The 20,105-nt window shown below is 42.0% G+C and carries 24 protein-coding genes, 1 pseudogene and 1 other annotated feature; of the genes and pseudogenes, 1 reads left to right on the top strand and 24 read right to left on the bottom strand.

Annotated features, from left to right (window positions below; translation table 11 throughout):
* From E2R31_RS09985 to E2R31_RS04895, 13 genes and pseudogenes are all read right to left on the bottom strand, one after another.
* Positions 1–597, bottom strand: a 597-nt coding sequence (locus E2R31_RS09985) for an N-acetylmuramoyl-L-alanine amidase family protein (RefSeq protein ID WP_425086045.1), incomplete at its 3' end; no start/stop codon positions are given.
* Between the two features lie 131 nt (positions 598–728).
* A complete protein-coding gene (locus E2R31_RS04950) occupies positions 729–1,715 on the bottom strand; it encodes a dihydroorotate dehydrogenase (RefSeq protein ID WP_279432736.1) in 987 nt (328 codons plus the stop codon).
* Positions 1,678–2,478, bottom strand: a complete 801-nt coding sequence (locus E2R31_RS04945) for a dihydroorotate dehydrogenase electron transfer subunit (protein WP_132973157.1) — start codon at positions 2,476–2,478, stop codon at positions 1,678–1,680. The genes E2R31_RS04950 and E2R31_RS04945 overlap by 38 nt, the downstream gene beginning before the upstream one ends.
* Positions 2,479–2,725: 247 nt before the next feature.
* A complete protein-coding gene (gloA, locus tag E2R31_RS04940) occupies positions 2,726–3,106 on the bottom strand; it encodes a lactoylglutathione lyase (RefSeq protein ID WP_000157143.1) in 381 nt (126 codons plus the stop codon).
* Positions 3,107–3,164: 58 nt separating this feature from the next.
* Positions 3,165–3,524, bottom strand: coding sequence for a 50S ribosomal protein L20 (gene rplT, locus E2R31_RS04935; protein WP_000124834.1), 360 nt, complete (start codon positions 3,522–3,524; stop codon positions 3,165–3,167).
* 51 nt (positions 3,525–3,575) lie between these two features.
* Positions 3,576–3,776, bottom strand: a complete 201-nt coding sequence (gene rpmI / locus E2R31_RS04930) for a 50S ribosomal protein L35 (RefSeq protein ID WP_001125942.1) — start codon at positions 3,774–3,776, stop codon at positions 3,576–3,578.
* 32 nt (positions 3,777–3,808) lie between these two features.
* Positions 3,809–4,339 carry a translation initiation factor IF-3 gene (gene infC / locus E2R31_RS04925; protein ID WP_000848184.1) on the bottom strand — a complete coding sequence of 177 codons (531 nt, stop codon included), beginning with the start codon at positions 4,337–4,339 and terminating at the stop codon, positions 3,809–3,811.
* 15 nt (positions 4,340–4,354) lie between these two features.
* Positions 4,355–4,486, bottom strand: a sequence feature (ribosomal protein L20 leader region).
* A 156-nt stretch (positions 4,487–4,642) separates the two neighbouring features.
* Entirely contained in the window at positions 4,643–5,827 is a 1,185-nt protein-coding gene (locus E2R31_RS04920; RefSeq protein ID WP_132973155.1) for a hypothetical protein, read from the bottom strand.
* A complete protein-coding gene (locus E2R31_RS04915; RefSeq protein WP_132973153.1) occupies positions 5,824–6,417 on the bottom strand; it encodes an ATP-binding cassette domain-containing protein in 594 nt (197 codons plus the stop codon). Before E2R31_RS04915 ends, E2R31_RS04920 begins: the two co-directional genes overlap by 4 nt.
* A gap of 32 nt (positions 6,418–6,449) precedes the next feature.
* Positions 6,450–6,636, bottom strand: a pseudogene (locus tag E2R31_RS10145) (hypothetical protein).
* 184 nt (positions 6,637–6,820) lie between these two features.
* Positions 6,821–9,061, bottom strand: coding sequence for a DNA internalization-related competence protein ComEC/Rec2 (locus E2R31_RS04905; protein WP_132973151.1), 2,241 nt, complete (start codon positions 9,059–9,061; stop codon positions 6,821–6,823).
* Positions 9,045–9,695, bottom strand: a complete 651-nt coding sequence (locus tag E2R31_RS04900; RefSeq protein ID WP_084880597.1) for a helix-hairpin-helix domain-containing protein — start codon at positions 9,693–9,695, stop codon at positions 9,045–9,047. The genes E2R31_RS04905 and E2R31_RS04900 overlap by 17 nt, the downstream gene beginning before the upstream one ends.
* Before the next feature lie 65 nt (positions 9,696–9,760).
* Complete coding sequence (locus tag E2R31_RS04895; RefSeq protein ID WP_084880596.1) at positions 9,761–10,330, bottom strand: GNAT family N-acetyltransferase; 570 nt, start codon at positions 10,328–10,330, stop codon at positions 9,761–9,763.
* 175 nt (positions 10,331–10,505) lie between these two features.
* Between E2R31_RS04895 and ald the strand changes: the two genes are divergently transcribed.
* Positions 10,506–11,618: an alanine dehydrogenase gene (gene ald, locus E2R31_RS04885; protein ID WP_132973149.1), complete on the top strand. Its 1,113-nt coding sequence runs from the start codon at positions 10,506–10,508 to the stop codon at positions 11,616–11,618.
* 49 nt (positions 11,619–11,667) lie between these two features.
* On the opposite strand, the gene E2R31_RS04880 is transcribed toward ald, so the two are convergent.
* From E2R31_RS04880 to tmk, 11 genes are all read right to left on the bottom strand, one after another.
* Positions 11,668–12,654 carry a PhoH family protein gene (locus E2R31_RS04880; RefSeq protein WP_000658168.1) on the bottom strand — a complete coding sequence of 329 codons (987 nt, stop codon included), beginning with the start codon at positions 12,652–12,654 and terminating at the stop codon, positions 11,668–11,670.
* Positions 12,655–12,734: 80 nt separating this feature from the next.
* Positions 12,735–12,950: a YozE family protein gene (locus E2R31_RS04875; protein ID WP_001232084.1), complete on the bottom strand. Its 216-nt coding sequence runs from the start codon at positions 12,948–12,950 to the stop codon at positions 12,735–12,737.
* Positions 12,947–13,552, bottom strand: coding sequence for a GrpB family protein (locus tag E2R31_RS04870; protein WP_132973147.1), 606 nt, complete (start codon positions 13,550–13,552; stop codon positions 12,947–12,949). Before E2R31_RS04870 ends, E2R31_RS04875 begins: the two co-directional genes overlap by 4 nt.
* Positions 13,553–13,564: 12 nt before the next feature.
* A complete protein-coding gene (gene cvfB / locus E2R31_RS04865; protein ID WP_132973145.1) occupies positions 13,565–14,419 on the bottom strand; it encodes an RNA-binding virulence regulatory protein CvfB in 855 nt (284 codons plus the stop codon).
* 59 nt (positions 14,420–14,478) lie between these two features.
* Positions 14,479–15,036, bottom strand: coding sequence for a ribosome recycling factor (gene frr / locus E2R31_RS04860; protein ID WP_001262235.1), 558 nt, complete (start codon positions 15,034–15,036; stop codon positions 14,479–14,481).
* A gap of 7 nt (positions 15,037–15,043) precedes the next feature.
* On the bottom strand, positions 15,044–15,781 hold the full coding sequence (pyrH, locus tag E2R31_RS04855; RefSeq protein WP_132973143.1) for a UMP kinase: 738 nt from the start codon (positions 15,779–15,781) through the stop codon (positions 15,044–15,046).
* Positions 15,782–15,864: 83 nt separating this feature from the next.
* Positions 15,865–17,199: a methylenetetrahydrofolate--tRNA-(uracil(54)-C(5))-methyltransferase (FADH(2)-oxidizing) TrmFO gene (trmFO, locus tag E2R31_RS04850; protein WP_049500755.1), complete on the bottom strand. Its 1,335-nt coding sequence runs from the start codon at positions 17,197–17,199 to the stop codon at positions 15,865–15,867.
* 133 nt (positions 17,200–17,332) lie between these two features.
* Positions 17,333–18,211, bottom strand: coding sequence for a 16S rRNA (cytidine(1402)-2'-O)-methyltransferase (rsmI, locus tag E2R31_RS04845; protein ID WP_132973141.1), 879 nt, complete (start codon positions 18,209–18,211; stop codon positions 17,333–17,335).
* A 2-nt stretch (positions 18,212–18,213) separates the two neighbouring features.
* Positions 18,214–18,531, bottom strand: coding sequence for a DNA replication initiation control protein YabA (yabA, locus tag E2R31_RS04840; RefSeq protein WP_000358229.1), 318 nt, complete (start codon positions 18,529–18,531; stop codon positions 18,214–18,216).
* Between the two features lie 39 nt (positions 18,532–18,570).
* On the bottom strand, positions 18,571–19,461 hold the full coding sequence (locus E2R31_RS04835) for a DNA polymerase III subunit delta' (protein WP_132973139.1): 891 nt from the start codon (positions 19,459–19,461) through the stop codon (positions 18,571–18,573).
* Positions 19,458–20,096, bottom strand: a complete 639-nt coding sequence (gene tmk / locus E2R31_RS04830; RefSeq protein ID WP_132973137.1) for a dTMP kinase — start codon at positions 20,094–20,096, stop codon at positions 19,458–19,460. The genes E2R31_RS04835 and tmk overlap by 4 nt, the downstream gene beginning before the upstream one ends.
* Between the last annotated feature and the right edge of the window lie 9 nt (positions 20,097–20,105).

The raw sequence follows: 20,105 nt of genomic DNA, 5'->3' as shown, positions 1-20,105 counted from the left end.
TTCTGCCATGGCACCACTACCTTGGAAGAGATAGTCATTATAGATGGTGCGACTAAGCATGATTCCATTTTTATCAAAATAGTACCAGCTGCCTTCAATCTTTTCCCACTTATTGCGAGAAATCTTGCCTGAAGCTGTGGCATAGTACCACTTGTCAGATATTTTCACCCAATCGTTTTCCGCCATAGCACCGTTACCTTTGACAAGGTAATCATCAATTATAGTATTACTGAGCATAATACCGTTTTTGTCAAAGTAATACCAAGTGCCACTAATTTTTTTCCAGTTTACGACAGGCTGGTTATTTTCATAAAAACGCCAGTTTCCTTGTTCTTTCTGCCAACCTTCCTTGATAACTTCCTCTTTTTTTTCCTTTTTGGATGAGTCATCTTTAGAAGAATTTTCCTCTTTTACAACTGGCTCTTTCTTGGGCTCCACTTGAGGAATTTCTTTTTTGGGAGTAACTTCTTCTTTTTTCTCGACTACATCTGTAGTCTGAGTTTTTTTCGTAACCTGAGATTCTTCAGCATATACAGATGTCTTTGCAAATCCTGCCATAGAAAGAACGACAGTACTTGCAAGTAGTATCTTCTTCATTTTATTCTCCTCAGTAGAAAACTATCTACACTATTACTATTTTATAAAACCTATTGTAACATAGTTGACTAACGAAAATATTACAAATTGATGAAGATTCTATTTCTTGTTGACGATAAGGAAAGACTAGCTTATCTCAGACTGGCTTTGACTTCCTTGCGTAGTTCTTCCAAACTGCTAATGCCATACTTGTCCATGACTTTTGGCAGATTTTCGATGATATAAGGACAGGCGTAAGGATTGGTAAAGTTGGCTGTTCCAACTCCGATGGCAGATGCCCCAGCCTGATACATTTCTATCGCTGCTTCAGCCGAATCCACTCCTCCCATTCCAATGATGGGAAGGTCGGTTGTTTGGGCAACTTGTCGTATGAGTTTGAGGGCTACTGGAAAAACTGCTGGACCAGACATCCCACCCGTTCCATTGGCTAGGATTGGTTTTCTAGTTTTGAGGTCAAAGCGCATACCGACTAGGGTATTGATCATGGTTAAGCCACTTGCTCCTGCATCTTCTGCGGCTTTGGCGATGGCGACAATATCCGTCACGCTAGGAGTTAACTTGACATAGACTGGCACATCAGAGGCTTCCACAGCTGCCTTTACCACTTCATAAGCCAAGTCAGGGTCTTGCCCAATCAAAAGTCCATGATTGCCGTGATCCACATTAGGACAAGAGATATTGAGCTCGATAGCCTTTACATTTGCAGCCTTGGAAATTCCTCGAGAAACGGTAGCGTACTCTTGTTTTGAAAATCCAGCTACATTGGCAATGATGGGAAGGTTTGGATACTCTCTTTCCAGCCAAGGTAACTTTTCTGCTAAAACAGCTTCTAAACCCGGATTTTGCAAGCCGATTGCATTGAGCATACCAGCAGGTGTCTCAGTTACCCTTGGAGTTGGATTGCCAAAACGGGGTTCAAGTGTCGTCGCCTTGATCATAATGGAGCCTAAAAGGTCTAAATCATAGTACTTAGCATACTCCTGACCAAAACCAAAACAGCCTGATGCTGGTATGATGGGATTTTTCAAGTCCAAACCCGGTAGAGAAACTTGTAAGCGATTTATAGTCATGACTTTCTCCTTATAACACAACTGTTCCTGTACGGAAAACAGGGCCATCTTCACAGACACGTTGGCTGACAGTCTCACTATCTGGAACTTTTAGGACGCAGGCATAGCAAGCCCCCATCCCACAAGCCATACGAGATTCCAGAGATAGATAGGCTCTTGGATGATCATAAAATCTTTGATCGATATACTTCATCATTCCAGGCGCTCCACATGAGTAAACAGCATCAAATTGACTGTCTAAATCATTGATGACAACCGATACATTTCCCTTAATGCTATAAGAACCATCATCTGTCGTTACAAAGACCTGACCATATTGGGCCAATTCGGTTTCGAGAATAACAGCATCCTTAGTCGCAAAACCGAGGACTGTCACTACTGTCACCCCACGCGCATGCAATTCCTTAGCCACCTCAAGCAAGGGTGGAACACCAATCCCACCACCAACGAGGAGAACTCGGCTCTGGTCGTCCAAGTCAGACAAGTCAAAACCATTTCCCTGAGGCCCCATCACATCAAGAGTATCACCCTGACTTAAGGTTGAAAAAATGGCGGTCCCAGACCCCTCTATCCGATAAATGAGATGACAATGCTTGTTTGCCTTGTCAATAGACGAAATTGAAATAGGACGGCGCAAGAGATGGGCATCATCAGGCACGCGCAGATGGAGAAATTGGCCTGCTCGCATGGCTTCAACCATCTCCCCTTCTAGGACTAATTCAAAGATTGCTGGCGCAATTTCCTCCTGAGCAACCACCTTCATGCATTCCAAACGAATGGCACCCATACGCTTCTTACATGTGGTATTCATGACTTTTCCTCCTTAAATTTTAAGGGGACCAGATAAAGAAAAGACCTTGCAATAGCAAGGTCTCAGTCAGGTTAGGATAGAACTCATGCGCACACCTAAAAAGTCCTCACAGAGAACCCCCTATCCCTTTTATCTGACACCTTGTGAGTCTCTCTGGACTCCCCTTAAAGGTTAAATTTATATTAGTATACTCTTTCAAAGTAAAAAAGTCAAGTAGAAAACGAACATTCTACTTGACCTCACTGGATTATTTTTCACGAATCACTTCGACCTTGTAGCCATCAGGATCCTTGACAAAGTAATAGTTTGGTGGGGTTCCAGGTAGTCCTTTTGGCTCTGTAACCTCATAGCCTTTAGCGCTATGTTCTTGATGAAGTGCCTCAAGGTCAGGTGTACTGAGGGCGATATGGGCAAAACCATCACCTACCACATAAGGACCGTGGTCATAGTTATAGGTCAATTCCAACTCGTAGTCATCACCCTCAAGTCCTAGATAGACAATGGTGAAGGCATAATCTGGAAAATCCTTGCGACGTAATTCTTTAAAACCAAAAGCGTCTTGATAAAATGCGATTGATTTTTCAAGGTTTTCTACTCGCAAGCAAGTGTGTAGCATTTTTGAAGCCATAGCTTTCTCCTTTATTTCTAAAAAGACTGGGACAATCCTGTTCCAGTCTTAAAAGTAATTATTTACCAAGCTTTGCTTTAGCTGCATCTGCAAGAGCTGTGAAAGCTGCTGCATCGTTAACAGCCAAGTCAGCAAGCATTTTACGGTTAACTTCGATTTCAGCCAATTTCAAACCATGCATCAATTGTGAGTATGAAAGTCCATTCATACGAGCTGCCGCGTTGATACGAGTGATCCACAATTTGCGGAAGTCACGTTTTTTCTGACGACGGTCACGGTATGCATAGTAGTAAGAGTTCATTACTTGTTCTTTTGCAGTACGGAACAAGATGTGTTTAGCTCCATAGTAACCTTTTGCTAATTTAAGAATACGTTTACGACGTTTGCGTGATACAACGCCACCTTTAACACGTGCCATGTTTTATTTCCTCCAAATATTTCCTAGAATTGTTTACTTACTATTAGGCTATTATTTCAAGCGAGTAAGCATTGCTTTGATACGTTTGAAATCTCCTGAATGCACCATAGATGCTTTACGAAGATGACGACGTTGTTTCTTAGTTTTTCCGTGGAAACGGTGAGAAGTGTAAGCACGGAAACGTTTAAGTCCACCAGAACCTGTACGTTTGAAACGTTTAGCTGATGCGCGGTGTGTTTTTTGTTTTGGCATGATTTTTTCTCCTTTATTTAACTTTCTGACAATTATTTTTTGTCAGTTGCTGGCGCCAACTGCATGAACATTTGGCGTCCATCCATCTTAGCTCGTTGTTCAATGATGGCAATATCTTGTGTTGCTTCAGCAAACTCGGCTAAAACTTTTGCACCAATCTCTTTATGGGTAATCATACGACCCTTAAAGCGGATAGATACCTTAACTTTATTTCCTTTTTCAAGGAATTTACGTGCATTGCGAAGTTTTGTGTCAAAGTCTCCCTTGTCAATAGTTGGACTCAGACGAACTTCTTTCACAGTAACAACACTTTGTTTTTTACGTTGTTCTTTTTGCTTTTTCTGGTACTCAAATTTGAACTTACCGTAGTCCATAATCTTAGCAACAGGCGGTTTTGCTTGGGGTTGAATCAATACTAAGTCAACATTTGCACTATCAGCCAATGCTTGCGCTTCGCTGAGTGGCTTGATGCCTAGCTGTTCTCCCTCAAGACCGATCAAGCGAACTTCACGTACACGAATTTCATCATTGATGAATAAGTCTTGCTTTGCTATGGTTTTCACCTCTTTTTTATTATTAGAGAAAAACAAGAGCGGACTCGTAATGATACAAGCCCGCACGTTATGATAGCGTTTCTTAGAAACTTTTCATCCGTAGGGCCAGGCAACTTGATGTCACAAGGCGAGAAGCTCTCACTTCTGCTTTTCTCAACTTTTATATGATACCAAGTTTTCTATCCCTTGTCAAGATAAAAAGTCGTTTTTTCGAAAAACTTTCTGTTTTCTTCTTGATGTCCGCATCAAAAAGAGAGAACCTAGTTGGTTCCCTCTCTGTGTTAGTTTTTCCTCACCTTCCGTATAGGAACGCTAAGACCTATTAAAAACTTCCTTTTTACGTGAACTCCCCCATCTTTCGATAAATAGAATCCCCACTAACAAAAGAATAATCAGGCAAGGAAGTAAGACCATCCCCATGCTCCAATTTAGATTGACATTATCAATTTGCTTAGGTAATCTTCCAGATAGAATCTCCACTGAACGCAAGTATGTAAAGGGAATCAGATGTGCAATACTCTGAAGAGGCTGAATCGTTTGGATACCAAACAATAAGCCAACAATCCCAATGAGGGAAAGAAAGAGGACAGGCATTTTTTGCTTGAAAAAGTAAGCAATCAAGTAGACGACTTCCACAATGACGATAAAGGCTAAGAAAGTTAAGAGCAAGCTAGGAAATAACACATCTTGTATCTTTCCAATAGTTATCTCTTGATTGGTTAAGCTATAGAACGGGTAGGGATAATCCAACTGTCCAAAACCACTTATCAGACTTCCCACTAGAAAAGAAAATCCACAGATTCCGATAAACAGCACGGTTACATAACTCACCCCAACTCCAAGAGAGGACAGGGCAAATGTCACTTTTGAAAAAGGATATAACTGAGCTGTGTCTAGATGATTTTGATATCTTTCTGCAAATAGTTGCGTTAGCATAAAAATAATACCAATCACAAACAAGCTTGGGATGATAGCCTCTAAAATCCAGAGAATCTGATCAATCCCGTGGGTCGGATAGTCTAAATTGTGGGCTTTAATGTTCAAGGGATACAGTGCTTGATAAATCTTTCGTTCGCGGTCAACCGCCATTTTTAAGTCAGAGCTAGAAGTCGATTCCTTCGATACAATTTCATAACTCTTTTCCTCATCTTGCCACTGCAAATAGTAGGCTTCTTTCCAGCGCCCTTCTTTTAGTAAAGTTAGAATTTCTGTCTTTCGCGTCAAAAGATTTTTTTGCACGTCTAAATTATTTTTAGCAATTTGGTATTCCTCCGAGCTGGTATCAGACATTTGGGAGAGTTTCTCTTCATTTTCATTGATAGCCCTCTCGTTGGCTGCAATGCGACTTTCCAACCTGCTCTCCAAGCTGTGTGAGTTTGCAGTCTGACTATTTAAATAAAAGGTAACACCGAGTACAGATGCAAATAAAAGTAAGATAATCCAGTTTAAACGACTTTTGAAAACTTTCTTTAACAAAAATAGGCTAATATCTTTCATAACGGAACCTCTTCTATCTGCCCCTGATGAATGGTTACCATGCTATCGCAAATCTCCACTAACTCCTCTTTGTAGTGGGAACTCAAAAGAACCATCTGTTCTTGTCTATTGATTTGTGCCAGTCTATCAAAAAACTTCTGTCGATAATACTCATCTAAGCCATTTGTAATCTCATCCATGAGCCAGCATTTCGCCTGACTGAGAAAATACATAGCAATCACCAAGCGTTGCTTCATCCCTAAGGAATACTTGCGGATGGGAAGGTTGATATAGTCAGACATTTCCCAGTAGGCGATTTCATCCCCCAAGTTCAGGTCTGACTTCCAGATGTTTTTTATAAGACGAAGGTAGTCCATCCCACTTAAGTTTCCATCCAGCCATTCAACGCTCTCATAATAAAATAAAGAAGGAGGGACTGCGATATTTCCACTACTTATAGGAATTAAATTGCTAATAGCTCGGAACAGGGTCGTCTTTCCCGATCCATTGATAGCAAGAAGGCCATAAACCCTACCTTTTTTAAAGGTGAAATCCGCATCTTGCAAGATGACTTGTCGCGTTTTTAAGGTAACATGAGTAAGATTTAACATATCCAGCCCTCCTTATTCTAACTATTTAACGTTTAATAGTTTCCGCTGTAGTAGTTAATGACCTCATAACGAACAGAATGCCAATCGGACCAACTTTTTAGTCATCGTAGAGTAATAAGCAGATCATCTTGGAATGTTTACATATTTACGTCCGTGGTAATTCATACTAAACTTCCAAGCGGTATTCCAATCATGCCGATAACTTTTAGTAACTGTCACAGCTACTGCACTGGACTGAAAAGACCAACAGATAACAAACTAGCTAATAAAACAACTTTTGCTGATTTTTCATGTTTTCATTGCATTTATATCTTTACTATTGGAAACACTTTCATTATATCGTTTTTCTTGGTATTATGCAACAGATTTTTAGTTTATTTCACTAATATATAACATTTTCTTCCTAACGAACACTTTCAATTCGCCAACTATTCCATCCCTTAAACCGTATAGCTCCTTGCTGGTCAGTTCGGTAAATCTTACTCTTGATATTTTCCAGTTGTGTCAAGGTTTCCTGATGAGGGAGTTTTGCTCGATTGCTCTTTCCAACTGAAATGAGAGTGGACTCCGGTTTGAGCTGTTCTAGGAAAGCTGAATTGGATGATGTTTTAGCACTATGTTGACCTGCTTTCAGGACATCCACCTCTAAGTCAGGGTATTGCTTTAGAAGATCCTTCTCTCCCTTCTCTTTCAAATTTCCTGTGAAGAGAAAGTGCTTATCTAAGAGTTTTCCATAAAGAACCAGAGAATCATCACGATTCCCATCCCGAATCTGCCTTGGAGATAGAACTTCTAAGTAACTGCCAAAAATCGGCAAGTTCTCCCCTGCAGTTACACTGCGCACCTTGGTTTGACTTGCTTCTAGTTCCGCTACAAATTCCTTCTGTGTCAGACTTCCTTTTGATACTAAAATCTCCCCAACATGGAAAGCCTTGGTCACCTCCAGTAAATCACCAACATGTTCCTTGTCTGTATTGGTCAAAATCAGCTGGTCAATCTTATCTACTCCTCGACTTTTAAGATAGGGAATCAAGGTACGCTGGGCAGTGCTGGTCGTCGACTTTTCTTGCCAAGCCTCGATTTTCTTATCAGATTCTGCCTTACCACCTACATCTATGAGAATAGTTTTCCCAGTCACATCCCGTAGGAAAATACTTTCACCTTGCCCCACATCCAGCATGGTGATTTCATTACCCAGCGGATGTTTGGTTAGGAAAAAGAGACCTATAATCAATAAGCTGACTCCAGCTACTCTTTTGATATTTTTCCTAAAATCATACAGTATTGCCAAGGAAATTAACAGTAGAATTAACAGCCATGCGTTGGGTTGACCAAAGACCAGAGGCCTGCTTGCCAGCTGCGATACCAATCGAATGATATTCTCCAACCACTCAAAGACAAAGTTAAACTGAGTGACTGGGTAAATAAAGGACAGAATAAATAAGATGGACAAAAGTGGCAAAAAGACCACATCAAACAGAAAGGAAAAGACAAAGGTCAAAATGATAGACCAAGGCTGAAATTCTGCAAAATAGAAGGATAGAATAGGCAATATTCCCAAGGAAATGACTAGACTTTCTCTAGCAACTGCCTTGATCCCATCGCCTTCTTTGCTAGTCATGGTCAAGATAAAAGCATAAGCGCAGGACAAGACTCCTCCTGCAGTTAGGAAAAAGTTTGGCATAATGATAAAAAGGACAAGGACCGTCAAGGCAAAATTATCCAAACCCTTAATACCATGTTGGGCCAGTAACTTTTGCAAGAGACTGCGAATGACCGATGCTGAAAATCCTGTCAGACCTGCATAGATAAGAGAAAAGGGATAAGTTAGCCACTTCAACTTTTCTTGGGTCAAGCCCAATCGCAAGAGGAGTTTCTTAAAAGCATCCATAAAGAAGCCCACCTGCATACCCGACAAGGCAAAGAGATGGATAATTCCAAGACTGGAATAAAGCTCATTCATCTCCTCAAAGTCCGTGTCCAAATGTCCTAAAAGAAGACCTGTCATATAATTGCGCATAGGATCTGGAAAGTACGTCTTGATCCAAACTACAGCCTTTCGACGTAAACTAGACAGATTTTCTCCTATATCCCAACTGTTAACCTTTTTAAGCGACTGGATGTTCTTGATAGTCAGTGTCTGGTAAATCCCTTGAGTCTTTAGATAGGCTTGGTAGTCAAATCCACCAAAATTTCTCTGTCCTTCAGGTTCAGAGACTTTCCCTTCTAGCTCTATCTCGTGAAGGTCTGTTAAGGCTTGAAAGTACTCTTTCTCCTCCTCGGACTGGAGTTTATAGTAAACTTGGAAAGTGCTGCCGTCAGCCTTGCCCCGAAAGGACAGACTGTCTCCATTGACTTTGATGGTATCTGGTAAAATCCGTACCCTCTCAACAGAATCCACTAGGTTCTGACTAGCTTGTGTCTGTTGCCAATTTTGAAACAAAAACCAAATTCCAAAAACTCCACAAATCGCTAGAACTTTACCAGCCGATTTCCAAGGAAATTGGAAAAAGAGGCAGATCAGCAAAAAAACAAAACCTAGCAGAGCGAGATAGGACACTCCAAAAATGGCATAGTAAAGCCAGAGCAACAGAAAGCTCAGATAGATTAGAGGAATAGGGAAATTCTTAATCCACTGTGACATAATCTTTTAGCTTTTCTATGGTCTTAGCGCCTATACCAGAGACTTTCTTTAATTCATCTACCGACTTGAATTTGCCATTTGCCTCACGATGGTCGATAATATCCTGCGCTCGTTTTCCTCCCAAGCCTTTGACCTGCTTGAGTTCTTCCAGACTAGCTTTATTGAGGTTGACCTTCTTATCTTTACTTGTCGAAGGAGTCGTTCCAGAACCAGTCTGCTGGCTAGCTGCTTCTTCTCCCTTAGTTGGAACATAGACAAGAGCCTCGTCACTGACTTTCTGAGCGAGATTGAGCGATTTACTATCTGCTTCCTCTGTCAATCCACCTGCCTTCTGAACGGCATCATGAACCCGACTCCCTACTGGCAAATCATAAATCCCTGGCGATTTAACAGCCCCCTTAACATCTACTGTGATTAGATCTTGTTCAGGAGATTCTTCCTTTTCTTCCTTCTTGATTTCCTTTTCAGATGATGAATCCTTTGAAACAGCTGCAACTTCAGCCTGCAAGTTTGTTTCTTTCACAGATGTTTGTGAAGTTGGCTTTAGTAGGAAAAATCCGCCCAAGGCCAAACCTAAACCAGCACAGATGACAATGATTTTATACTCTTTAATTTTCTCGATAATTGCTTCCATATTTTCTCCTCTCTTAAGTTATTCGCAAGAGAAAGAAAAAACAGCTGAAAAATCTTTTCACCTGCTTATTTATTTGCAAAATAGTCTTCCTTGGTCAAGACATAATGAACTCTTGTGATAATTCGACCTGGTTCTTTATTATCCATTCTGGCATAGGGTTCTTCGTGGGAAAAACGCATACCTGATTTCTCCATGACCTTGCCAGATGCGGGATTGTCTTTGTCATGAAGAGCGGTCAACTTGTTCATTCCAATCTTCTCAAAAGCCAGTTCAATCACGGCACGATTGGCTTCTGTCGTCAATCCTTGATTCCAATACTTTTTATTGATAATGTATCCAATAGCTGCTTTTTTGAGAATGGGATCAATCTTGTGCAAGTCAATAGTTCCGATAAACTGACCAGTGCTTTTTAGTTCGATTCCCCAACGGCCCAAGGGATTAGCCAAGTAAAACTGAGCAATGTTATTCTTAGTTTCTTCTAAGCTTTGATTTGTTGGAAAAGTATAGCGTGTATTTTCTCTGTCTGAAGCATACTCAAACATAGCTTCTGCATCGTCCAAGGTTACAGGTCGGAGCAATAAACGCTCCGTTTCTATAGATGGATACTGGGCAAATTTCACAAATATTGATTCCATACTTTTTCTCCATTAGAGCTTGATTCTCACTAGTCTAGCATAAATAAATTTGGATGACAAGTTTTTCTTGATTTTTGAAGCGGTTTCATATACAATAAAACCATCACATTTTTGATCTATGAACTTAAATGTGACAACTAAAACAAGACCGTCAATTGAAAGGTAGGTTATCTCTATGTTAATCGGAATTCCAAAAGAAATTAAAAATAATGAAAACCGTGTTGCCCTCACTCCTGCTGGCGTCCACAGTTTAGTCAGTCGTGGACATCGTGTCCTCATTGAAACAAATGCTGGTCTCGGTTCAGGATTTACTGATGCAGACTATCAAAAGCAAGGAGCTGTGATTGTCGCTACTGCTGCTGAAGCCTGGGCTGCCGAGTTGGTCGTGAAAGTAAAAGAACCACTAGCTTCTGAATATGGTTATTTGCGCGACGATCTTCTTCTCTTCACCTACTTGCACATGGCCGCTGCTCCAGAATTAGCAGATGCTATGCTAGCAGCAAAAACAACAGGAGTTGCCTATGAAACTGTTCGTGATAATCAAGGACAACTACCACTCCTCGTTCCTATGAGTGAGGTTGCTGGTCGTATGGCTGTTCAAATCGGAGCCCACTTCCTTACTAAGCAAGCTGGTGGTTCTGGTGTCCTACTAGGTGGTGTACCAGGCGTTCCAAAAGGAAAAGTAACTATCATCGGTGGTGGTGTCGTCGGTACACATGCTGCCCGCATTGCCCTTGGTCTTGGTGCTCAAGTGACTATTTTAGATATCAGCGCTAAGCGTCTCTCGGTTCTAGAAGAAGTCTTTGGAAACCAAATTCAAACTCTTATGTCTAATTCATTCAACATCGAAGCAAGTGTGAGAGATGCTGATGTGGTGATTGGTGCAGTTCTCATCCCTGGTGCCAAAGCACCGAAATTGGTGACAGATGAGATGGTCAAACAAATGCGTCCAGGCTCTGTCATCGTTGATGTTGCCGTTGACCAAGGTGGCGTTATCGAGACAGCTGACCGTGTGACAACGCACGATGAACCTGTCTATGAAAAATACGGTGTTCTCCACTATGCCGTTGCCAATATCCCTGGTGCAGTTGCTCGTACCTCTACTATCGCCCTAACCAATGTCACTCTTCCTTATATCGAAGCTCTGGCTGGCAAAGGATTCGCACAAGCAATTGCTGAAGATGAAGGCTTGCGTCAAGGTGTGACCACTTATAAAGGTTACTTAACCAGCCTCCCAGTTGCTCAAGGACTCGATAAAGATCATACTTCTATCAACGAACTTGTTTAAAGCTATACACTCATTAAAAAAGAGCAGTTCAAATTGAACTGCTCTTTTGCTATTCTGTTTCTTGGTTCTTTTCTTCAACCTTAACTGGAGCCGGTTCATAAGCTCGGATAATCTGAGCGACAACTGGATGGCGAACCACATCCTTGGCTGAAAAATGAACAAAGTCAATTTGGTGAATGTTCTTAAGCTTTTCTTGGGCATCAATCAAACCGGACTTGACATTGCGAGGTAGGTCAATCTGACTGATATCTCCATTGACAATCATCTTCGAATTAAAGCCTAAACGAGTCAGGAACATCTTCATCTGCATGATGGTCGTATTTTGTGCCTCATCTAAAATGACAAAGGCATCATCCAAGGTCCGGCCACGCATATAGGCAAGGGGCGCGATTTCGATAATCTCACGCTCCATGAGACGGGTCGTCTGATCTTTGCCGAGAATCTGATACAAGGCATCATAAACAGGTCGAAGGTAAGGATCCACCTTCTCCTTGAGATCACCTGGTAGAAATCCAAGACTCTCTCCTGCTTCAACGGCTGGACGAGTCAGGATAATCCGCTTGACTTGCCCACGTTTAAGGGCTGTCACTGCCAAGGTCACTGCAAGAAAGGTCTTCCCAGTCCCTGCAGGTCCGATTCCAAAAGTCACATCATGCTGTTTGACACTGTCCACATAAAGTTTTTGACCCAGTGTTTTGACACGGATCGGTTTCCCAGTATTATCCTTGATGATTTCTTCTTCGTAAAGGGCGACAAACTTGTCGATTTCATCGTTTTTGACCATGCTAATCGCAGTCACCACATCTGGCGTGCCAACGGTCATTCCTCGATTCACCAAGACCATCAAAGCCTGGATAACCTGACGGGCTTCCTCACAGGCAGACTCTTCTCCGATAACCTGGACAATTTCCGTACGGGCATGAATCACCACATCGAGCTCTTCTTCCATCAAACGAAGATGGCGCTCATTGGAACCAAAAAGATGAAACAAGTCATCTGGATGACTCAGTTGAATGTCTATTGAATGTTCCTTCAAATAAAGAACCTCTCTAATCCGTTTATTTCTTTATATTATAGCAAAGAGAACAATAAAATACTAGCCTCATCTCATTGTCTCTAGTGTTCTAAGTATTCTTGCCAGATGGCGTCAAAGTCTCCTAGGTTAAAAGAGAAACTGGCATGCTCCTCCAAAAAGCGACTTACCTCATCAAAATCATCCGTGTGTTTTGGAAAAGCTGACTCTTCAAAAGCGAGGTCTGCCAAGATGGCTTTAGGACTGTTACTTTTAGGATTGCGCTCAGTCATGAGCCAAGTGTAAAATGATTTTCTCAATTCTTTCTCCTATCAAGATTTTTTTGATGACACTTTTCTGATTCTTGAAAATTACTGGACTTAGCCTCTGAAACGTAGTAGTTTATAAAATCTGTTTTCGCATCTGTATAGGCGTCTCGATTGTGTTCAAATTGTTTCCACAAACTGAGTTTTAATTCCTGATACGCTTGGGCAATATCTGGATGCTGGCAGAGATAATCTTTAAAATAAATCTCGTCATGATCTCCCATCATTCGCAAATGTAAATGAAAAACTTTCTCGGCAAAGCCCTGCTCTGTGTATCCTTTATTTAGCGAAATCCTGGTAGGACTCTCCGACATCACTAGCCAACCATTCTTCACCAATAAATCCCTAACTCTTGCTAAATCCTCTATTCTACTTACTTCTAGCAGAATATCAACGATATTTTTGGCCCAAATATTAGGAATAGCAGTGCTACCGATATGTTCTATTCTTTGAATAACATTTGCACCCAATATTTTTTTCAGACTTGTTTTTTCCGATTCATACCAGTCTTTCCACTCTGACCTGTGCTCTACTAGAAAAATAGGAAAAAGTTGCCAGAGTTCCTCTAAACTCATTTCTTCAAGTTTCTTTATCATATCTAGTAAGGTCTAAATCAACTCTGTACCAAACTGGTCTTGCTTGATTTTGCCAGCCTTCATCAAGCCACCGAGTGCTTTCTTGAACTGACCTTTAGAAATGCCAAAGGTTGCCTTGATGTCCTCAGGAGATGACTTATCATTTAAAGTCATGAAACCGCCATTGCTTTCCAAGTAGGTCAAAATCATCTGAGCATCATTTTCCAACATTTCAAAGGAACGTGGTTTGAGGGAGAGGTTCAAGGTACGGTCCACTTCACGGAAACCGATGACACGCGCATCTAAAACTTGTCCCAAACGTGGCTCTGCGTAGCGCTCACTTGGGTGAATGAAACCAAGCATGTTATTCTCTGGCAGATAGACAAAGGTCCCTGACAGCTTGAGACGGTAAACAATGGCTGGCCAGTTTTGGTTCTGCATGTTGTTGTAGGCAGGACGAGCCAGACGTTGGAAGTCTTCTTGATAAGCCAAGAGTCCCCAGATTCGGTCTTTCTTGTCCACTTCAAGACGGATGTAGAGTTTATCCCCCTTCTTAGGCCAGAGTTCCTTGAGCTCAGGGAGGATATCGAGTGACACAACGATTTCCTTATCAGGTAGACCGGTATCAACAAAAACACCCAAATCCTTACGAACTTCTGTTACGGTTCCCCAGCCAAATTGGTCTTGAGTGGCAGTAACTTCTTGAGTGGTCAAGCGGAGTTTCTGCTTCATATCCGTATAGGCAAAACCTTTGACCGTATCACCTACCGAATGTTGACCTTCTTCCTTAGCAAGAGCATAGGTTTGACCATCCTTTTGCACAAAGTAAAAACGGTCATTTTCATCGATGATAAGTCCAACGATAAAACTTGCAAGATTTGTATTCATATTTCCTTCTTTCGAATAAAACTCAGCCAGCAATGCCAACTGAGTTTTTCTGTTTATTTTTAGACTTCCAAGATTTCTTTTTCTTTATTGGCAGTCATGTCATCGATGTGTTTCACAGCATCGTCTGTTACTTTTTGAATATCTTTTTCAAGAGTCTTCAATTCGTCTTCAGTGATTTCTTTTGCTTTTTCTTGCTTTTTAGCTTCGTCCATAGCGTCGCGGCGGATGTTACGGACAGCCACTTTAGCATTCTCACCGACCTTCTTCACTTCTTTGGCAAGGTCACGACGAGTTTCTTCTGTAAGAGCTGGGATAACCAAGCGAATCACAGAACCGTCATTAGCTGGTGTAATACCAAGGTCAGAAGCGTTCAAGGCACGTTCGATGTCTTTCAATGAAGACTTGTCAAATGGTGTTACCAACAAAACACGCGCTTCTGGAATAGTAATAGAAGCGATTTGGTTAAGAGGAGTTTCGACTCCGTAGTATTCTACGTGGATACGGTCTAGCAAGCTTGCGTTGGCACGACCGGCACGGATACCACCAAATTCACGAGCAAGTGATTGGTGAGACTGGGTCATTCTCTCTTTAGCTTTTTCTACAATTGCATTAGCCATAATTTTCTTATTCCTTTTCTTCGATATTGTTTGAAACTGTTGTTCCGATATTTTCACCAAATACGACACGTTTGATGTTGCCTGGTTGGTTCATATTGAAGACAACCAAGTCAATGTCGTTGTCCATAGAGAGGGTTGAAGCAGTTGAGTCCATGATACGAAGACCTTTATTGATAACGTCACGGTGGGTCAATTCTTCAAACTTAACGGCTGTCTTATCTTTCTTAGGATCGGCATTGTAAACACCATCAACACCGTTTTTAGCCATTAGAATGGCATCTGCTTCGATTTCAGCTGCACGAAGGGCTGCTGTTGTATCTGTTGAGAAGTAAGGTGAACCAATACCAGCACCAAAGATAACGATGCGGCCTTTTTCAAGATGGCGAAGAGCACGTCCACGTACGTAAGGTTCTGCAACTTGTTGCATAGAAATAGCTGTTTGTACACGCGTATCGACACCAACTTGTTGCAATGAATCTGCCATCACAAGAGCATTCATCACGGTCCCAAGCATTCCAGTGTAATCGGCCTGAACGCGGTCCATTCCTGCTTCTGCAGCAGGTTCCCCACGCCAGAGATTTCCTCCACCAATAACAAGGGCAATTTCGATACCTAAACTATGAACTTCTTGAATCTCTTTTGCGATTGTTTGAACTGTTTGGATATCAATCCCTACGCCACGTTCACCGGCAAGGGCTTCACCTGATAACTTGATTAAAATACGTTTATACTTGGGATTCGCCATTTTTACTCTCCTTTTTTTATCCTACCTATTTTATCACAATTTCTAAGATTTTTATAGTATCATGAGCAATTCTTTCAAAAAAATTAAACCGTTAAAAATTCCTCTAAGTCGGTAAGAGCACGCTCTGCAATTTTTTCATAACGAGCTTTTTTATCACGGATACGCTCGCCTTCTAACTCCTTGATAATACCAAAATTGACATTCATGGGTTGGAAATGTTTGCTATCAGCGTGAGTGATGTAATGAGCTAGACTTCCGATCGCTGTGGTCTCTGGGAAGATAGCTTCACTTTCACCCTTGAAGAGTCGAGCCGCGTTAATACCTGCAACTAATCCTGAAGCTGCTGACTCAACATAGCCTTCCACACCCGTCATTTGACCAGCAAAAAAGAGGTTGGGCTGTTTCTTAGAACGATAGGTTTGCTCGAGAAGATTTGGTGAATCCATGTAAGAATTGCGGTGCATGACCCCATAACGAACAAACTCCGCATTTTCAAGACCTGGAATCATTTGGAAGACACGCTTTTGTTCTCCCCATTTGAGGTGGGTCTGGAAACCGACGATATTGTAGAGGCTACCAGCCGCATTGTCCTGACGAAGTTGAACAACTGCATAAGGGGTTTTAAATTCGCCATCACGAGGTCCTGTGTAGTCTTCTGGATACTCCAAACCGACTGGCTTCATCGGACCATAAAGCATGGTTTTAATGCCACGCTTAGCCATGACTTCGATAGGCATACAACCTTCAAAGTACTTTTCTTTTTCAAACGAATTGAGCGGTGCTTCTTCCGCATTGACCAAGGCTTCATGGAAATCCATAAACTCTTGTTTGGTCATTGGAGCGTTGAGGTAGGCTGCTTCTCCCTTATCATAACGAGACTTGAGATAGACCTTGCTCATATCGATGGTGTTAACGTCGATAATCGGCGCCGCCGCATCGTAGAAATAGAATCCATCCCCATCATTAAGGGCATGAATCTTTTCAGCTAAGGCATCACTAGTCAAAGGACCAGTAGCGACAACCGTAATAACATCCGTCGGCAATTCTGTAATTTCATCACGAACCACTTCAATCAAGGGATGATTGGCCACTTTTTCAGTCACCATTTGAGAGAAACCATCACGGTCCACCGCAAGGGCTCCGCCTGCAGGAACACGTGTAGCTTCTGCTGATTCCAAGATAACAGAACCCAAGCGACGCATTTCTTCCTTGAGAAGCCCAACTGCATTGGTCAAAGCATCCCCACGTAAGGAATTGGAACAAACCAATTCAGCAAAATTATCTGTTTTGTGCTGAGGTGTTGACTTGACACCACGCATTTCATAGAGTTTAACTGGAATACCACGTTCTGCGATTTGGTAGGCTGCTTCAGAACCTGCCAAACCTGCTCCGATAACATTGATATAAGATTGAGACACGACACTAATACCTCTTTGGGTGGAAACCAAGTCCAAATAAAAACAAGCTACTAGACTATTTGACACCCACAAATCTTTCTAAATTTTCTTTTACTAGTATAACAAAAAAAGGGAAGAAGGCAAACTTCCCTGTTTAATCACTTTCTTGATTTTCTTCCCAGTCGTGGTAGGCAGCGTAAAGCTGGCTTTTATTCCACTGATATATCTTTGCGACTTCCTTAATGGCTTGATTTTTCTTCATGCCTTGCTGGATACGAGATTGGATTTCTGAAAACAAGTCCTCCTCGTCCTTTTCCTCCACATCCTGACTGGCACCCTCAATGATGAGAAGGCATTCGCCCTTGAGTGGCGTTTCAGCGATGCTTTCTAGCAGCTCTGAAATCTTTCCTCGTTGGTATTCTTCATAGATTTTAGTCAATTCCCTGACCAAGACTACCGAGCGGTCACCGTAGACTTCTAGCATATTTTCCAATGTATCTGCCACACGATGAGGTGATTCATAGAAAATTTGTGTTTCAGGATAGTCTTTTTTTGAGTCGAGAAATTGCTTTTGCTGGCCTGATTTTCTTGGTAAAAAGCCGTAAAAAATATGTGGTTGCGGCGCTAGGCCACTGGCAATCAAGGCAGAAATCCCTGCAGAGGCACCCGGAACGGTAACAACTGCGATTTCTTCCTCAATAGCTGCCTTGACCAAATCATGACCAGGGTCCGAGATACTAGGCAGACCCGCATCGGATACCTGAGCAATACTTTGCCCTGCTTTCAGAAAACCAATCAAATCAGGAATCTTTTCCTTGGCATTATGCTCATGAAAACTAATCTGCTTGGTCGAAATGTCAAAATGCTTGAGCAAAAGACCGGTATTGCGCGTGTCCTCAGCCGCAATCCAGTCCACCTCTTTTAGAGTCTGGATGGCACGAAAGGTCATGTCATCTAGATTGCCAATCGGCGTTGCTACTAGGTAAAGCTTGCCATAGGGAGTTTGCCCCTTAAAACTTTTTTGAATCTGCATGCTTACTCCCTGTATAACAACTCGTCACAGAACATACATTCTTCGTCCTGCTCTCGGCGTTGTCCATAAAAATCATTACATACGTGAAACCCGTCTTTATAGATTCGGCGGACGCTTTCACGAACATGCTTAGCCTTGACGGGGGTATCTGCTTCCACCTCGCCCAAGCGTTCGCGCAACTTACTATTTTCCAAGCGAAGAGCTGTATTTTCCTCTACTAGGCTCTTGAGATTTTTCTTGATGGCTTCCACATCGGCCAAGGTCACCAATAACTGTTGGGAAAAATCGTCTAGCGCATCAAATAATTCTTTCTTGTCCATAAACCAGCCCTTTCCTTTCTTTATCGTTTATTTTTGAGTTTACATTTCTTTTAAGACCAGATATTCCATGGCATTTTGAAAGCTGACATTGGCTTGCCACATTTTTCTAGCTTCTAGCAAATCTTGTAGAATCACCCGTACTCTTGCTTGCAAGATATCTTGTCCACAGAGGACTTCAAGAATCCGTAAAACCTGATCCTGTTTTTCCTTGTCATCTGTTAAGTTAGCTAATTTAGCAACCTGCAGATAACTTTCTTTTTTCTTAGTTAATAACCAGGTCAGTAGGCGTTCACTTTCATCGACCAAGATCCAAAAACTTGCCTGATTAGCCAACTTTTCTGCTTCAGCTCGTGACTGACAAAACTGGGCTAAAAGAGTCGCCTTTTTCTTAACCAGTCCCATTTGTTCTAAGAGCAAGATGAGCTTTTCTTCTTGCTTTTTAAAGTGGAAAATCTGCGTCCGACTTCGGATGGTCGGTAATATCTTTTCCTCATCTCTGGTCAAGAAGAAAATGTAAACTTCACTCTGGGGTTCTTCGATGACCTTGAGCAGAGAATTGGCTGCGTTGGGATGCATTTTCTCCGCCTGCTCGATAATAAAAACCTGTTGTTGACTTTCAATCCCTGCTTGAGAAAACTGTCCCACCAATTCCCGAATGCGTTCTGTCTTGATGACCTGATTGACTGGCTTGATTAAAGTAACATCGGGAAATTCTTCCTGTTCAATCAGCTTGCAGTTTCGGCAATTCTCACATGGTAAAACGCCTACTTTATCCGTACAAAAAAGACTCTTAGCCAAAAACTGCGCCATTTCCAAGCTTCCAAAGAAACCTGAAAAGAGATAGGCATGATTGAGCTGGTTTTGTTCTAGGATACGGACAAAGCGGTCAAACTGGTCTGGCTGCCAAGCTTTTAGTTGTTCTTGTTTCATTTAGCCAAGCCCATTCTGTCAAATAAGACAGCCTTGGTTGTTTCCACAACTTGCTCCAAAGGAAGACTCGCATCAATCTTGACCATGCGATTTCCTTCTTTGTCCAGAAGAGAAAGGTAGCCTTTACGAACTTTTTTGTGCAAGTCTAAGCCTTCCATGTCCAAACGATTGACCTCGCGGTCACTATTAGCAGCAATGCGAGCCAGCCCTTCTTCCACCTCAATGTCAAAATAAAGTGTCAAATCGGGTTTGAGGCCATCTGTCGCAAAGTGATTGAGCCAATCAATGGCATCAATATCCAAGCCACGACCAAATCCCTGATAGGCAACAGAACTATCGATGAAACGGTCCATAATGACCAACCTACCATCTCCAAGAGCTGGAAGAACTTTTTCCACCAAGTGCTGTCTACGACTGGCGATATAGAGAAGGAGTTCCGTTTTAGGATCCATCTGAGTATGACTTGGATCTAAAATCACTTCCCGAATCTTCTCTCCAATCAAGACTCCACCTGGCTCACGGGTCGTCAGCACCTCTACTCCTTTTTCCTCTAAAATTGGGAGCAAAGCCTCTAAAACACTGGTCTTCCCTGCTCCCTCTGGTCCCTCAAGCGAGACTAAAAATCCTTTTGACATGTCTAACTC

It is taken from the genome of Streptococcus downii (assembly GCF_004353325.1).
GTDB classification, from domain to species: domain Bacteria; phylum Bacillota; class Bacilli; order Lactobacillales; family Streptococcaceae; genus Streptococcus; species Streptococcus downii.
The sequence above is the reverse complement of the archived record's forward strand: the minus strand, read 5'-3'. Positions and strand labels throughout refer to the sequence as shown.

What these genes read in the sequence shown, in the direction of transcription:
- E2R31_RS04950 (WP_279432736.1), bottom strand. Translation starts at nt 1,715, where the DNA reads ATGGCCCTGTTTTCCGTACAGGAACAGTTGTGTTATAAGGAGAAAGTC.
- E2R31_RS04945 (WP_132973157.1), bottom strand. Translation starts at nt 2,478, where the DNA reads ATGAATACCACATGTAAGAAGCGTATGGGTGCCATTCGTTTGGAATGC.
- gloA (WP_000157143.1), bottom strand. Translation starts at nt 3,106, where the DNA reads ATGGCTTCAAAAATGCTACACACTTGCTTGCGAGTAGAAAACCTTGAA.
- rplT (WP_000124834.1), bottom strand. Translation starts at nt 3,524, where the DNA reads ATGGCACGTGTTAAAGGTGGCGTTGTATCACGCAAACGTCGTAAACGT.
- rpmI (WP_001125942.1), bottom strand. Translation starts at nt 3,776, where the DNA reads ATGCCAAAACAAAAAACACACCGCGCATCAGCTAAACGTTTCAAACGT.
- E2R31_RS04920 (WP_132973155.1), bottom strand. Translation starts at nt 5,827, where the DNA reads ATGAAAGATATTAGCCTATTTTTGTTAAAGAAAGTTTTCAAAAGTCGT.
- E2R31_RS04915 (WP_132973153.1), bottom strand. Translation starts at nt 6,417, where the DNA reads ATGTTAAATCTTACTCATGTTACCTTAAAAACGCGACAAGTCATCTTG.
- E2R31_RS04905 (WP_132973151.1), bottom strand. Translation starts at nt 9,061, where the DNA reads ATGTCACAGTGGATTAAGAATTTCCCTATTCCTCTAATCTATCTGAGC.
- E2R31_RS04900 (WP_084880597.1), bottom strand. Translation starts at nt 9,695, where the DNA reads ATGGAAGCAATTATCGAGAAAATTAAAGAGTATAAAATCATTGTCATC.
- E2R31_RS04895 (WP_084880596.1), bottom strand. Translation starts at nt 10,330, where the DNA reads ATGGAATCAATATTTGTGAAATTTGCCCAGTATCCATCTATAGAAACG.
- ald (WP_132973149.1), top strand. Translation starts at nt 10,506, where the DNA reads ATGTTAATCGGAATTCCAAAAGAAATTAAAAATAATGAAAACCGTGTT.
- E2R31_RS04870 (WP_132973147.1), bottom strand. Translation starts at nt 13,552, where the DNA reads ATGATAAAGAAACTTGAAGAAATGAGTTTAGAGGAACTCTGGCAACTT.
- cvfB (WP_132973145.1), bottom strand. Translation starts at nt 14,419, where the DNA reads ATGAATACAAATCTTGCAAGTTTTATCGTTGGACTTATCATCGATGAA.
- frr (WP_001262235.1), bottom strand. Translation starts at nt 15,036, where the DNA reads ATGGCTAATGCAATTGTAGAAAAAGCTAAAGAGAGAATGACCCAGTCT.
- pyrH (WP_132973143.1), bottom strand. Translation starts at nt 15,781, where the DNA reads ATGGCGAATCCCAAGTATAAACGTATTTTAATCAAGTTATCAGGTGAA.
- rsmI (WP_132973141.1), bottom strand. Translation starts at nt 18,211, where the DNA reads ATGCAGATTCAAAAAAGTTTTAAGGGGCAAACTCCCTATGGCAAGCTT.
- yabA (WP_000358229.1), bottom strand. Translation starts at nt 18,531, where the DNA reads ATGGACAAGAAAGAATTATTTGATGCGCTAGACGATTTTTCCCAACAG.
- E2R31_RS04835 (WP_132973139.1), bottom strand. Translation starts at nt 19,461, where the DNA reads ATGAAACAAGAACAACTAAAAGCTTGGCAGCCAGACCAGTTTGACCGC.
- tmk (WP_132973137.1), bottom strand. Translation starts at nt 20,096, where the DNA reads ATGTCAAAAGGATTTTTAGTCTCGCTTGAGGGACCAGAGGGAGCAGGG.